Origin of the sequence: Candidatus Solirubrobacter pratensis, from assembly GCF_000425945.1 — a bacterium.
GTDB classification, from domain to species: domain Bacteria; phylum Actinomycetota; class Thermoleophilia; order Solirubrobacterales; family Solirubrobacteraceae; genus Solirubrobacter; species Solirubrobacter pratensis.
This window is the reverse complement of sequence record NZ_AUEK01000003.1, coordinates 111,950-124,101: the sequence shown is the minus strand read 5'-3', so window position 1 is coordinate 124,101 and position 12,152 is coordinate 111,950. Positions and strand designations below refer to the sequence as shown.

Sequence of the window (12,152 nt, the reverse complement as noted above, 5' to 3'; positions counted from 1 at the left end):
GGCGTGCGCTCCCGCTACGACCGCGAGATCCTGGTCCTGGCGCTGCCGGCGCTCGGCGCGCTCGCGGCGGAGCCGCTGTACGTGCTCGTCGACACCGCGATCGTGGGGCACCTCGGCACGACCCAGCTCGCCGCGCTCGCGATCGCGGCGACGGTCATGTCGACGGCGTTCACGATCTTCAACTTCCTCACCTATGGGACCACCGCCCAGGTCGCGCGGCTGCACGGCGCCGGGCGCGACCGCGACGCCGCCGCGCTGGGCAGCCAGGCCCTCTGGCTCGCGCTCGCGATCGGCGTCGCCCTGCTGATCCTGATCGAGGCGGCCGCCCCGCTCGCCGTCACCCTGATGGGCGGCGAGGGCGCGGTCCATGACGGCGCGGTCACGTACCTGCGGATCGCCGCGCTCGGCGGGCCGCTGTTCATGCTCGCCTCGGCAGGCCAGGGCTTCCTGCGCGGGATGTCTGACCTGAAGACGCCGCTGCTCATCCTCGTCGCGGCGCACGTGACCAACGCGGGCCTCGAGCTGATCTTCGTCTACGGCTTCGACTGGGGCCTGAAGGGCTCCGCGTGGGGCACGGTGATCGCGCAGCTCGGCATGGCCCTCGCGTTCGTCGCGGTCCAGCGGCGCAAGGGCTTCGAGCGCCCGCACCTCGCCAAGATGCGCCCGCTCGCGCGCATCGGCTCGGAGATCGCGGTCCGGACGACCGCGCTCACCGGCTCCTTCCTCGTGGGCTCGGCGGTGCTCGCGCGCGTCGGGTCCGCCAGCCTCGGAGCGCACCAGATCGCGTTCCAGCTCTGGGTCTTCCTCGCGCTCGTCCTCGACGCGATCGCGATCGCCGGGCAGGTGATGGTCGGCCGGATGCTCGGCGCCGGCGACGCGCAGGGTGCGAGGGCGGCCGCATCGCGGATGATCGGCTGGTCGGTCGCCGTGGGCGCGCTCTTCGCGGTGATCTTCCTCGCCCTCGGCGACATCGTCCCCAAGCTCTTCACCGGCGACCCCGCCGTGATCCACCAGGCGCATGAGATCTGGCCGCTGTTCGCGCTCATGATGCCCGCCAACGGCGCCGTCTTCGCGCTCGACGGCATCCTCATCGGCGCCGGCGACACCCGGTACCTGATGTGGGGGATGCTCGCCGCGGCGGCCGTCTACGTGCCGATCGCGCTGCTCGCGCTGTGGGAGGACTGGGGCATCCTGGGCGTGTGGTGGGGCCTGCTCGCGCTGATCGCCGTCAGATTGGTCACATGCGGCGCACGCTTCCTCGGCTCGCGCTGGGCGTTGACCGGAGCGCCTGCATGATCCTGGTTCCGGAGGGCGGGCCGAAACCACTACCCTTTGCGCGCCCATGACGCGTCGGATCGCCCTCCTCACCACCGTGCTCGCCCTCGCCCTTGTCTCACCGGCGGCCGCGCAGCAGAGCCCGTTCGGCCCGCTGCCGCAGGCCGCGCCGACGGAGACGCCCACACCGACGCCCGTGTCGAGCTCCGGCGACAGCAACACGGGGCGGGTGACGCTGTTCATCATCGGCGCCGCGCTCGTGATCGGGTTCGGGATCATCGGCTGGTTCATCCTCCGCGACGCGCGCCGCTCGCTGCCGGAGGACGAGGTCGCCGCGCTCGGGCGCCTGCGCGAGCAGGGTCCGCACGCGCACAAGCGCCAGGCGAAGGCCAAGGCGCGCGCCAAGGGGCGCTCGCAGCGCAACGCCCGCAAGGCCAACCGGCCGCGCTAGCGCAATGTGACCACCAGCGAGCGCACGCGGAACACCGCGTCGTTGCGCTGGATCTCCTGGATCGGCCGCAACCCCGCGAAATGCCCGGTGCCGCGGTAGTTCGCGAACCGCACCACGTCTCCGCCGCGCAGGAAGATCAGCAGCTCGCCGGCGTCGACCCCGACGATTCCGGTCCACTTGCGCCCGAGCGCGTTCGAGATGCTGTCGCGCGAGACGCCCGGCGCCACGGCGAGGACCGAGTCCCAGTCGAAGAAGCTCGCCACCTGCCGCAGGTCGACGACCCCCTTGGTCCCCTCCTGCGGGTCCTCCGCCAGCGCGACCGCCTTGGAGAAGTTCTCCGACAGGATGTTGTCGACCTGGATGTTGTCCTCGTCGCGGGTCAGGTAGACGGCGAGCACGAGCCCGCCGATCAACAGCGCGAGCGCTGTGGCCACGAGCGCCAGCACGCGTCCCATCCGCATCCCTGGAACGTACCCACCTAGACTCAGGATTCGTGCCGCCCCACCGCCCGCTGCCCAAGGACGTCTCCTTCTCCGGCCTCGAGGAGCAGGTGCTCGAGCGCTGGCGCGAGCGCGACGTGTTCCGCGAGTCGATGCGCCGCCGGGAGGGCGCCGAGCCGTTCGTGTTCTACGAGGGCCCGCCGACCGCCAACGGCCGCCCCGGCTCTCATCACGTCCTCGCGCGGGTGTTCAAGGACGTCTTCCCCCGCTACCGCACGATGCGCGGCTACTACGTCGAGCGCAAGGGCGGCTGGGACTGCCACGGCCTGCCGGTCGAGATCGCGGTGCAGGAGAAGCTGGGCATCGAGTCCAAGCAGCAGATCGAGGAGCTCGGCGTCGCCGAGTTCAACCGCCTCTGCCGCGAGTCGGTGTTCGAGTTCCTCGAGGAGTGGGACCGGCTGACCGAGCGGATCGGCTACTGGGTCGACCTCGAGCATCCCTACCGCACGCTCGACACCGACTACATCGAGTCGGTGTGGTGGGCGCTCAAGCAGCTGTGGGAGAAGGACCTGCTCTACGAGGGCTTCAAGGTCGTCCCGTACTGCCCGCGCGACGGCACGAGCCTGTCCAGCCACGAGGTCTCGCAGGGCTACCGCGACGTCGAGGACCCGAGCATCTACGTGCGGTTCCCGATCACCAAGCCGGCCGGCGTCCTGCGCGACACCGACACGCTGCTCGTGTGGACGACGACGCCGTGGACGCTGGTCACCAACGCCGCGGTCGCCGTCGACCCGGAGCTCACCTACGTCCGCTCCTCGACCGGCGAGGTGCTCGCCGAGGCGCTCGCCGCGCGCGTGCTCGGCGAGGGCGCGGTGATCACCGACCGCTTCCACGGCCGCGACATGCTCGGCGCCGGCTACGAGCCGCCGTTCGGCTTCATCACCGCCGAGGAGTACGGCGCGAAGGGCCACACGGTCCTCGCCGGCGACTTCGTGTCCGCCGAGGACGGCACGGGCATCGTGCACACCGCGATCGCGTTCGGCGAGGACGACTTCCGCCTCGGCGCGGAGAACGGCCTCGCGGTCATCAACCCCGTGCGGCCCGACGGCACCTACGACGAGCGGATCGGCCCGTATGCGGGACGCTGGGTCAAGGACGCCGACGACGACCTGATCGAGGACCTGCGCGCGCGCGGGCGCATCTACCGCGCCGAGCGCTTCGTCCACGCCTACCCGCACTGCTGGCGCTGCGGCACGCCGCTGCTCTACTACTCCAAGCCGACCTGGTACATCCGCACCTCGAAGCTGCGCGACCGCCTGCTCGCGGCCAACGAGACGGTCGATTGGCACCCCGAGCACATCAAGCACGGGCGCTTCGGGCGCTGGCTGGAGAACAACGTCGACTGGGCGCTCGGGCGCGAGCGCTACTGGGGCACGCCGCTCCCCGTCTGGCGCAACGACGCCGGCGAGAGCGTCTGCATCGGCTCCTTCGAGGAGCTGCGCGAGCGCTCGGGCGTGACGCTCGAGGACCCGCACCGCCCCTACGTCGACGACGTCGAGATCCCCTCGCCGACCGGCGGCGAGCCGCTGCGCCGCGTCCCCGAGGTGATCGACGTCTGGTTCGACTCCGGCTCGATGCCGTTCGCGCAGTGGCATGCGCCGTTCGAGAACCAGGACAAGCTCGAGACGCAGTTCCCCGCCGACTACATCTGCGAGGCGATCGACCAGACGCGCGGCTGGTTCTACAGCCTGCTCGCGATCTCGACGCTGCTGTTCGACCAGTCGTCGTTCAGGACGGTCCTCTGCCTCGGCCACATCGCCGACGCCGAGGGCAAGAAGATGTCGAAGTCGCTCGGCAACACGGTGGAGCCGTGGGACGTGCTGGACCGCCACGGCGCCGACGCCTTCCGCTGGTACTACCTGACGTCCAAGCAGCCCTGGGACGGCTACCTGTTCAGCGTCGAGACCGTCGGCGAGTCGCTGCGCCAGTTCCTGCTGCAGCTCTGGAACACGTACGGCTTCTACGTGCTCTATGCGAACGTCAACGACGTCGGGCGCGGCGACGTGCCGCCGGCGACCGACCTCGACCGCTGGGCGCTCTCGCGGCTCGCGGGCACGGTGGAGGAGGTCACCGAGCGGATGGAGGCCTACGACGCCACGCGCGCCGGCCACGCGATCGCGGCGTTCGTCGACGACCTCTCGAACTGGTACATCCGGCGCTCGCGCCGCCGCTTCTGGGACGGCGACCCGGCCGCGTTCTCCACGCTGCGCACGGCGCTCGTGAAGGTGGCGAAGCTGCTCGCGCCGTTCACCCCGTTCATGGCCGACGAGATCTACGACAACCTCGACGGCGCCGAGCCGAGCGTCCACCTCACCGACTGGCCGCAGGCCGGGGATCGCGACGAGGCGCTGGAGTTCGCCATGGCGACCGTGCGCGAGACCGTCCGCCTCGGCCTGGCGGCGCGCGGCCAGTCGAAGCTGAAGGTGCGCCAGCCGCTGCGGGCCGCCGTGGTCGTGGCGGCGGGTGCCGAGCGCGAGGCGATCGAGCGCCTCAGCAGCCTCGTGCTCGAAGAGCTCAACGTGAAGGAGCTGCGCTACGTCACGCAGGCCGACGAGCTCGGCTCCTACGAGGTCAAGCCGAACTACCGCGCGCTCGGGCCGCGCTTCGGCAAGCAGATGCCGCAGGTCGCGGCGGCGGTCGCGGCGCTCGACCCGGGCCATGTGGCGGGCGCGCTGCGCAACGGCGGCCGCGTCGGGATCGCCGTCGACGGCCACGACCACGAGCTCGGCGCCGACGACCTGCTGCTCGCGATGCGCCCGCTGGAGGGCTACCAGCTCGAGCGCGAGGGCTCGCACGCCGTCGCCCTGGAGCTCGGGCTCGACGCCGAGCTGCACCGCGAGATGCTCGCGCGCGAGATCGTGCACGCGGTGCAGAACGCGCGCAAGAACGCCGGGCTCGACGTCGAGGACCGCATCGAGCTCGACCTCGGCGGCGATGCCGAGCTGCTCGAGGCGGCACGCGCGTACGAGGACTACCTCACCGGCGAGACGCTGGCGCTGACCGTCGACTACGACGGCGCCGACGGCGCTGAGCCGGTCATGATCGAAGGCCGCGCGCTGCAGATCGCCGTCCGCCGCGCGTAGGCCCCCTCAAACGCGAAAACGGGCACCCTCCGCAGCCGGAGGGCGCCCGCTCGAAGGCTCTCCGTTAGGCGAGGGCGGGCTCGAGCTCGGACTCGATGCGCTTCTTGGGCATGGCGCCCTGGATCCGCTTGGCCTCCTGGCCGTTGCGGAACAGGATCATCGTCGGGATCGCGAGCACCTGGTAGTTGGCAGCCGTCTGCTGGTTGTCGTCGACGTTGAGCTTGACGATGCGAAGATCCTCGCGCTGGCTGGCGATCTCCTCGAGCGCCGGCGCGACGACGCGGCACGGCCCGCACCAGGGAGCCCAGAAGTCGACGAGCACGGGCGTGTCGGACTCGAGCACCTCAGCCTGGAAGCTGTTGTCGGTTACATCGGTGATGTGCTCAGCCATTGATTCCTCTCGAAGGGTCGTATCGCTTCAAAAAGTATAGCGGCCTAGCCGGCGAGCGCGAGGACGAGCCGCGGCGACACCCACACCTCAAGGCCGGCGGCGAGCACGATCAGCGGAATCGCGATCGCGGTGGTCACGAACGTCGCCGCCAGCAGGTCCTTCCACGCGCCGCGGCGGCTCGCGAGCGTCCACGCCGCGAGCGGCAGGAAGAGCCCGAACAGCTCCGGCAGCGCGTGCGGGAGCAGCCCGATCAGCAGCAGCGCGGGGTCGATCCCCAGCTGGTGTGAGAGATCGGCGGCGGAGTGCCCGAGCGTGTACGCCTGCGTGCCGAGCGAGAACAGCGTCGCGCAGGCGACGAAGCCGATCGCCAGCGGTCCCGCGCGCTCGTGGATCCGCCGCCAGACGCCGGAGTAGCCCGCCGCGACCCGCGGCATCGAGGACCCGGCCATGAAGCCCGCCACGCAGGCCAGCGCGTGCAGGGCGAGCACGAGGCCGTTGCGGAACAGCACGAAGCCGAAGTCGCTCGCGCGGGCCGGGGCCGTGACGCCGGGATAGACGTAGAACGTCGGGTCGGGCGTGCTCAGCGACGCGACGGCCCAGGTCGCAAGCAGCAGCAGCGCGGTGACCGCCGCCGCTCCGCGCGCCCAGCCCCCCAGCACAGGCCACGGGGCTCCGCTCCAGCGCCGCAGCGCGGCGCGCGTGTCGTCCCAGCCCTGGACGAGGGCGAGCTCCTCAGCCTTCATGCATCACTGCATCGGCAGCCGGGGGCGGATCCCCGAGCGGCCGCCAGCGGCGCGGTCCGAAGCGCAACGCGGGAACCCGCCACGCCGCCTCGAGCGCGATGCGGGCGGACATCTTCGAATCGCCGAGCCGGCGCTCGCGGAACCGGATCGGCACCTCGACGACGACCAGGCCGAGCGAGAGGGCGCGCCAGGTCAGCTCGACCTGGAACGCGTAGCCCTGCGCCCCGGCGCCGGTGGCGTCGATCTCCTGCAGCGTCGCGGCGCGGAAGCACTTGAAGCCGCCGGTCAGGTCGCGCACCTGCACGCCCAGCACGCGGCGCGCGTAGCCGCAGCCCCAGCGCGACAGCACACGCCGCTTGACGTCCCAGTCCTCGACGCCGCCGCCGGCGACGTAGCGCGAGCCGAGCACCAGGTCGGCGCCCGCCTCGGCCGCGGCGACGAGCCGCGGCAGGTCGGCCGGGTCGTGCGAGAGGTCGGCGTCCATCTCGATCACGAGCTCCGCGCCGGCGGCGAGCGCGGTCGCGAAGCCCGCCGCGTAGGCGCGCCCGAGGCCGGCCTTGCACGGCCGGTGCAGCACGTCGGCCCCGAGCGACTCCGCGAGCGCTCCCGTCCCGTCGGTCGACGCGTCGTCGACGACGAGGACGCGCGCGTGCGGGAGCGCTTCCCGCACGCCCTGTACGACCGCCTCGAGGTTCTGCGCCTCGTTGTAGGTCGGGAGGATCACCCAGACGGCCATTAAGGCCGCGTAGCCTATTTGAGCCGTGAGCACCAAGACGAACGCCGAGATCGCCGCCGCCTTCGATGAGCTGGGCGACCTGTATGAGCTCGACGGCGCGGTCTCCTACCGCGTCATCGCCTACCGCACCGCCGCCAAGGCCGTGCGCGACGCCTCCGTGTCCGTGATGGCGCTCACGCGCGACGGCCGCGTGACCGAGCTGCCGGGCATCGGCAAGACGCTCGAGGAGAAGCTGCACGCGCTCGACGAGACCGGCGACATCCCCGCCGCGCAGAAGCTGCGCGCGAAGTTCCCGGCCGGGCTGATCGCCGTCATGCACCTGCCGGGCTTCGGGCCCAAGCGCGCGCGGCTGCTCTACGACGAACTCCAGGTCGACTCGCTCGAGAAGCTGCGCGAGGCGGCCGAGGCGGGGCAGATCCGCACGCTGCGCGGCTTCGGCGCGAAGGTCGAGGAGAACCTGCTGCGCGTGCTCGCCGACCACGACGAGGGCGGCAGCCCGGCGCCGCGCATCCTGCTCTCGCGCGCGCTGCCGGTGGCCGAGCAGATCGCGGGCGCGCTGCGCGATCACCCCGCGGCGGACCGCGTCGAGATCGCCGGCTCGCTGCGGCGGCTCGGCGACACCGCCAAGGACATCGACATCATCGCCACCGCGAGCGACCCGGCGGCGCTGATCGACCGGCTGCGCGAGCTCGAGCTGGTCGAGTCGGTGCACGCGTCGGGCGACGCGGGCGCTCGCGTGGTGACGCACTCGGGCATGAAGGTCGATCTGAAGGTGGTCGCGCCGGACCAGTTCGGCAACGTGCTCCAGCACTTCACCGGCGGCAAGGCGCACAACGTGCAGCTGCGCGAGTGGGCGGTCCGGCGCGGGCTGCACATCTCCGAGTACGGCGTGCTCGACGACGAGACCGGCGAGACGACGCGCTGCGCGACCGAGGAGGGCGTCTACGAGCGGCTCGGGCTGCCGTGGATCGCGCCGGAGCTGCGCGAGGGGCGCGGCGAGCTCGAGGCGGCGCTCAAGGGTGAGCTCCCGCGGCTGGTCGAGCTGTCGGACATCCGCGGCGACCTGCATTGCCACACGACGCTGAGCGACGGGCGCCAGACGGCCGAGCAGATGGCCGAGGCGGCGCTCGCGCGCGGCTACGAGTACCTCGCGATCACCGACCACTCGGCCAGCCACGGGTTCGGCGACCACGTGACGGCCGAGGCGCTCGAGCAGCGGATCGAGGAGATCGCGGCGCTGAACGCCTCGCTGGACGCGATCCAGCTGCTCGCCGGGACCGAGGTCAACATCCTCCCGGACGGCTCGCTCGACTACCCGGACGAGCTGCTCGCGCGGCTGGACTGGGTGATCGCGTCGGTCCACACGTCGTTCGGGATGGACGAGGCGACGATGACCGACCGCATGATCCGCGCGATCGAGCACCCGTACGTCGACGCGATCGGCCACCCGACGGGGCGCAAGATCGAGACGCGGCCGCCGTACGCGATCGACATGACCCGCGTGATCGCGGCCGCGGCGCGGACCGGCACGATGATCGAGATCAACGCCGCCCCGGACCGGCGCGACATGAACGAGATCCATGCGCGCGCGGCCGCCGCGGCGGGCGTGAAGGTGCTGATCGACTCCGACGCCCACTCGGCGCGCAACTTCGAGCTGCTGCGCTACGGGATCGCGACGGCGCGGCGGGCGTGGCTGACGCCGGAGCAGGTCGCCAACACGCGCCCGTGGCCGGAGTTCGCCGCGCTGAGGAAGCGCTCAAAGGGCGCGCAGTAGCGGCAGCAGGTCGCGGGCGACGACGAGGTCGACGGCCTCGGGGCTGAACGCGGCGAGCGCGGCGGCGGCGCGCTCCGCGTAGCCGTCGGCCGGGTCGTCGAGCGCGGCCCGGACGGGGAGGGCGTCCGAGACGAGCCGCGCGTCGAGCGCGTGCGCGATCGGGAGCGCCGCGTACGGGCCCGGCGAGGGCGTCGTGACCAGGACGCAGCCGTCGGCGAGCGCCTCGAGCTGGGCGATGCCGTAGTCCTCCCGCCGCGGCGCGGTGACGAAGACGCGGGCGCGCCGCAGGAGCGCGCGGTATTCGGCGCGCGCGATCATGCCGGTGAAGCGCACGGCCGGCGATCCGGCGCGAGCGGGCGTCCCGTCAGGGCCGGGCTTCCCGTCACCGGACGGCTGGGCCGCCGCCGCGCGCGCCAGCCACGCCGCGCCGCGCGCCTCGTCCAGGCCCGCGACCACCAGCTCCTCGCCCGTGCGCCCGTCGCGCAGCCACGCCGCGAGCACGCGGTCGAGGCCCTTCTTCTCCGGGTGGGCGCCGTAGGTGATCGCGGCGATGTCGCGCTCGGCCACGAGCCCCGACGGCGACACGGGGACCGGGACGACGAGCGCGTCCGCGTGCGGCTCCGGCGCCTCCGCGAGCCCGCCCTCGCTCCACGGTACGAGCAGCGTCGCGTCCTCGAAGCGGGCGCGCTCGACGCGCCGCTGCCAGATCCCGTGGCGGCCCGGGCGGTTGCCGGCGGCGGGGGCGTCGAAGCGGATCGCGCCGGTGCGCGGGCCCAGCAGCGCCGCCGTCGTCGACGAGTACAGGATCGCGCGCGGGCGGTGCGCGGCGATCGCGGCGCGCGCCGCCCGGCGGGCGTTGAGCGCCCACGCGAGCTCGATCCCCGCCAGCGTGCGCCACTCGCGCGGCCTCGCCGCCGGCGCGACCACGACGCGCGCGCCCGCGCGCTGCAGCGAGCTCGCCAGCTCGGCGTCCGCCTCACGCAGGCCCGCGGTGCCGCCCAGCGACACGATCAGGACGTCGGTCATCGGCCGACATCTTGGCGGGCCGCCGCCTGGCATCCTGCCGCCCATGAAGCTGACCGTGCTGCCCGAGCCGCTCGCGATCTGCCGCCTTCGCCCTGTCGAGCGCATCCCGTCGTGGGCGCTGGAGGAGCATGGATCGCTGAGCTCGATCACCCGCACGCCGGACGAGCTGTCGATCGTCTGCCCGGAGGAGGCGGTGCCGCCGGACACGCAGGCCGAGGGCGGCTGGCGCGCGCTGAAGGTGCCCGGGCCGATCCCGTTCGGCCAGACCGGGGTGCTGGAGTCGATCGCCGGCCCGCTCGCGCAGGCGGGCATCTCGATCTTCGCGATCTCGACCTACGACACCGACTACGTGCTCGTGAAGGCCGAGCACGTCGAGCAGGCGCTCGAGGCGCTCGAGTCGCCGCCGCGCCGGCGGCGCGTCTCCTCGGGCAGCCCGTTCGAGTCGCGTATCGGCTTCTCGCGCGCCGTCCGCGCCGGCGACCGCGTGCTCGTCTCCGGCACCGGTCCCGTGATGCCCGACGGAAGCTGTCCGGAGTCGACGCTCGAGCAGGCGCGGCGCTGCTGGGAGATCGTCGTCGACGCGCTCGCGCAGGCCGGCGCGTCGGCCGCCCAGGTGGTCCGCACCCGGACGCTGCTCACGCCGGAAGCCGACGCCGAGCAGGCGATGACGGCGCACGGCGAGCTCTTCGCCGACATCCGCCCGGCGTCGACGATGCTGCGGGTCCACTCCCTGCTCGACGCGCGCTGGACGGTCGAGGTGGAGGCCGAGGCGCAGGCATAGGGCCTGCGTGCGACGTCACACGGGCAGGAAGTCGCCCCCGAACCCGGGGGTGCGGATCAGCTTGATCGGCCGCAGCGGCGAGGTCCGCTCCACGTAGAAGCGGACGCCGTCGCGCTCCTCGATCGCCGCTACCGCCTGCTCCTGGCGGCGCCACGCGAGCGCCCAGATGACGGCGAACCCGGCCGCGATCCCCGCGACCTGCGCCCAGAAGACCGACGCCACGGCCGCCGCGATCGTCGAGAGCAGCAGCGGCCACAGGCGATTGACGAGCGTGCGCCCCGGATGCTGCTCGGGCAGCAGCGTCTGCGAGCGCGCCTCGGCGAGCAGCCGCGCGATCGGCGGCGAGGTCTGCGCGCGCCGGCCGAGCCAGGTCCCGATCAGCGCCGACAGCGCCCACCAGGCGGCGCAGACGTACGTCGCCGTCTGGTTGCCCACGTCGCCCGAGAGCCCGACCACCGTCAGCGCGGCGAGCAGCGTCGCCGACGCGGCGCTGAGCAGGACGGTGGCCCTGAGGAAGTCGCCGAACCGCAACGCTCAGCGCAGCAGCGCGGTCAGCAGGTCGCGGACGCCGTCGGTGCCGTCCACCATCGCGTCCGCCTCCTGCTGCAGTGCCGCGGGGCCCTCGTCCGAACGCACGCCGACGCGCAGCGCGTAATCCAGCTGTCCCATCTCCTTCAGCTCCGTGAGCCCGCGGAACGCGTCCAGGTCGGTGACGTCATCGCCGACGTAGACCGCCGCCGCGAGGTCGATCTCGCGCAGGAGGGCCACGATCCCGGCGCCCTTGTCGATCCGGACGGGCGGCCGGATCTCCAGCACCTTGCGACCCCAGTGCGGGACGAAGCCGGCCTTCTCGGCCGCCTCGGCGACGTCCTCGACCGCGGCCAGCGCGTCGTCCTCGTCAGGCGTCCCGCGCCAGTGGAACGCGGCGATCGCCTCCTTGTCCTCGAGCCGCACGCGCAGGCGGCGCAGCTTCTCGCCGAACGCCTCGTGGGCGAACGCCTGGACGCGGCGCGTCCAGGCCTGCAGCTCGCGGTCGAGCTCGGGCGCGATCGCGCCCGGCCGCAGCACCTCCGAGCCGTGGGAGCCGAGATAGGCGATCGAGCCGAGCGCGACGATCCGGCGCGCATCCGACGCCCGGCGGCCGGACACGCACGCGACGACGCCGTAGCGCTTGGCGACCTCGATCAGCGGCCGGCGCGTCGTCTCGGGCATGTGCGCGTCGTCGGGTTGTTGCACGATCGGCGCCAGCACGCCGTCGACGTCGAGCAGGACGGCGGAGCGCTTCGGCGCGGCCCGCAGCGGCTCCAGGAGCTGCTCGAGGGTGGCGGCATCCGGCGACACGCTCCTAGTATGCCCGCCCGCCGCAGACCGCTACGCGGGACGCGACGGCGA

The 12,152-nt window shown here is 72.9% G+C and carries 12 protein-coding genes; 5 read left to right on the top strand and 7 right to left on the bottom strand.

Annotated features, from left to right (window positions below; all coding sequences use genetic code 11):
* The first annotated feature begins 3 nt into the window (after nt 1–3).
* Complete coding sequence (locus tag H958_RS0100615) at nt 4–1,296, top strand: MATE family efflux transporter (protein ID WP_028057242.1); 1,293 nt, start codon at nt 4–6, stop codon at nt 1,294–1,296.
* A gap of 46 nt (nt 1,297–1,342) precedes the next feature.
* Complete coding sequence (locus H958_RS0100610) at nt 1,343–1,726, top strand: hypothetical protein (protein ID WP_028057241.1); 384 nt, start codon at nt 1,343–1,345, stop codon at nt 1,724–1,726.
* On the opposite strand, the gene H958_RS0100605 is transcribed toward H958_RS0100610, so the two are convergent.
* Nucleotides 1,723–2,187, bottom strand: a complete 465-nt coding sequence (locus H958_RS0100605) for a hypothetical protein (RefSeq protein WP_156027568.1) — start codon at nt 2,185–2,187, stop codon at nt 1,723–1,725. The genes H958_RS0100610 and H958_RS0100605 overlap by 4 nt on opposite strands.
* Nucleotides 2,188–2,219: 32 nt before the next feature.
* On the opposite strand from H958_RS0100605, the gene ileS reads away from it, so the two are divergent.
* Nucleotides 2,220–5,309 (top strand): isoleucine--tRNA ligase, encoded by a 3,090-nt coding sequence (gene ileS / locus H958_RS0100600; RefSeq protein ID WP_028057239.1) that lies wholly within the window; start codon nt 2,220–2,222, stop codon nt 5,307–5,309.
* A gap of 64 nt (nt 5,310–5,373) precedes the next feature.
* Here the strand turns inward: ileS and trxA are convergent, their stop codons facing one another.
* Genes trxA through H958_RS33935 form a run of 3 tightly spaced genes read right to left on the bottom strand, consistent with a single transcriptional unit; the run spans nt 5,374 to nt 7,179 of the window.
* The gene (gene trxA, locus H958_RS0100595; RefSeq protein WP_028057238.1) at nt 5,374–5,700 is read right to left on the bottom strand and encodes a thioredoxin; all 327 of its coding nucleotides are present in this window, start codon (nt 5,698–5,700) and stop codon (nt 5,374–5,376) included.
* A 44-nt stretch (nt 5,701–5,744) separates the two neighbouring features.
* A complete protein-coding gene (locus tag H958_RS0100590) occupies nt 5,745–6,443 on the bottom strand; it encodes a stage II sporulation protein M (RefSeq protein WP_028057237.1) in 699 nt (232 codons plus the stop codon).
* A complete protein-coding gene (locus H958_RS33935; protein ID WP_081685469.1) occupies nt 6,433–7,179 on the bottom strand; it encodes a polyprenol monophosphomannose synthase in 747 nt (248 codons plus the stop codon). The genes H958_RS0100590 and H958_RS33935 overlap by 11 nt, the downstream gene beginning before the upstream one ends.
* Nucleotides 7,180–7,204: 25 nt before the next feature.
* On the opposite strand from H958_RS33935, the gene polX reads away from it, so the two are divergent.
* Nucleotides 7,205–8,953, top strand: a complete 1,749-nt coding sequence (gene polX, locus H958_RS0100580) for a DNA polymerase/3'-5' exonuclease PolX (protein ID WP_028057236.1) — start codon at nt 7,205–7,207, stop codon at nt 8,951–8,953.
* On the opposite strand, the gene H958_RS0100575 is transcribed toward polX, so the two are convergent.
* A complete protein-coding gene (locus tag H958_RS0100575) occupies nt 8,936–9,979 on the bottom strand; it encodes a glycosyltransferase (RefSeq protein ID WP_028057235.1) in 1,044 nt (347 codons plus the stop codon). The genes polX and H958_RS0100575 overlap by 18 nt on opposite strands.
* A gap of 43 nt (nt 9,980–10,022) precedes the next feature.
* Here H958_RS0100575 and H958_RS47225 point away from each other — a divergent pair, with 43 nt between their 5' ends.
* Nucleotides 10,023–10,760 (top strand): ACT domain-containing protein, encoded by a 738-nt coding sequence (locus H958_RS47225; protein WP_196807141.1) that lies wholly within the window; start codon nt 10,023–10,025, stop codon nt 10,758–10,760.
* Between the two features lie 15 nt (nt 10,761–10,775).
* Here H958_RS47225 and H958_RS0100560 read toward each other — a convergent pair whose 3' ends face one another.
* Both H958_RS0100560 and otsB read right to left on the bottom strand, forming a co-directional pair.
* Nucleotides 10,776–11,291, bottom strand: coding sequence for a hypothetical protein (locus H958_RS0100560; protein ID WP_028057234.1), 516 nt, complete (start codon nt 11,289–11,291; stop codon nt 10,776–10,778).
* A 3-nt stretch (nt 11,292–11,294) separates the two neighbouring features.
* A complete protein-coding gene (gene otsB, locus H958_RS0100555; protein WP_028057233.1) occupies nt 11,295–12,101 on the bottom strand; it encodes a trehalose-phosphatase in 807 nt (268 codons plus the stop codon).
* Nucleotides 12,102–12,152 lie beyond the last annotated feature (51 nt).

Excerpts from the sequence above, each read along its gene's own strand:
- trxA (WP_028057238.1), bottom strand. The coding sequence starts at position 5,700 with ATGGCTGAGCACATCACCGATGTAACCGACAACAGCTTCCAGGCTGAG.
- H958_RS0100605 (WP_156027568.1), bottom strand. The coding sequence starts at position 2,187 with ATGCGGATGGGACGCGTGCTGGCGCTCGTGGCCACAGCGCTCGCGCTG.
- H958_RS0100590 (WP_028057237.1), bottom strand. The coding sequence starts at position 6,443 with ATGAAGGCTGAGGAGCTCGCCCTCGTCCAGGGCTGGGACGACACGCGC.
- H958_RS0100610 (WP_028057241.1), top strand. The coding sequence starts at position 1,343 with ATGACGCGTCGGATCGCCCTCCTCACCACCGTGCTCGCCCTCGCCCTT.
- H958_RS33935 (WP_081685469.1), bottom strand. The coding sequence starts at position 7,179 with ATGGCCGTCTGGGTGATCCTCCCGACCTACAACGAGGCGCAGAACCTC.
- H958_RS0100575 (WP_028057235.1), bottom strand. The coding sequence starts at position 9,979 with ATGACCGACGTCCTGATCGTGTCGCTGGGCGGCACCGCGGGCCTGCGT.
- H958_RS47225 (WP_196807141.1), top strand. The coding sequence starts at position 10,023 with ATGAAGCTGACCGTGCTGCCCGAGCCGCTCGCGATCTGCCGCCTTCGC.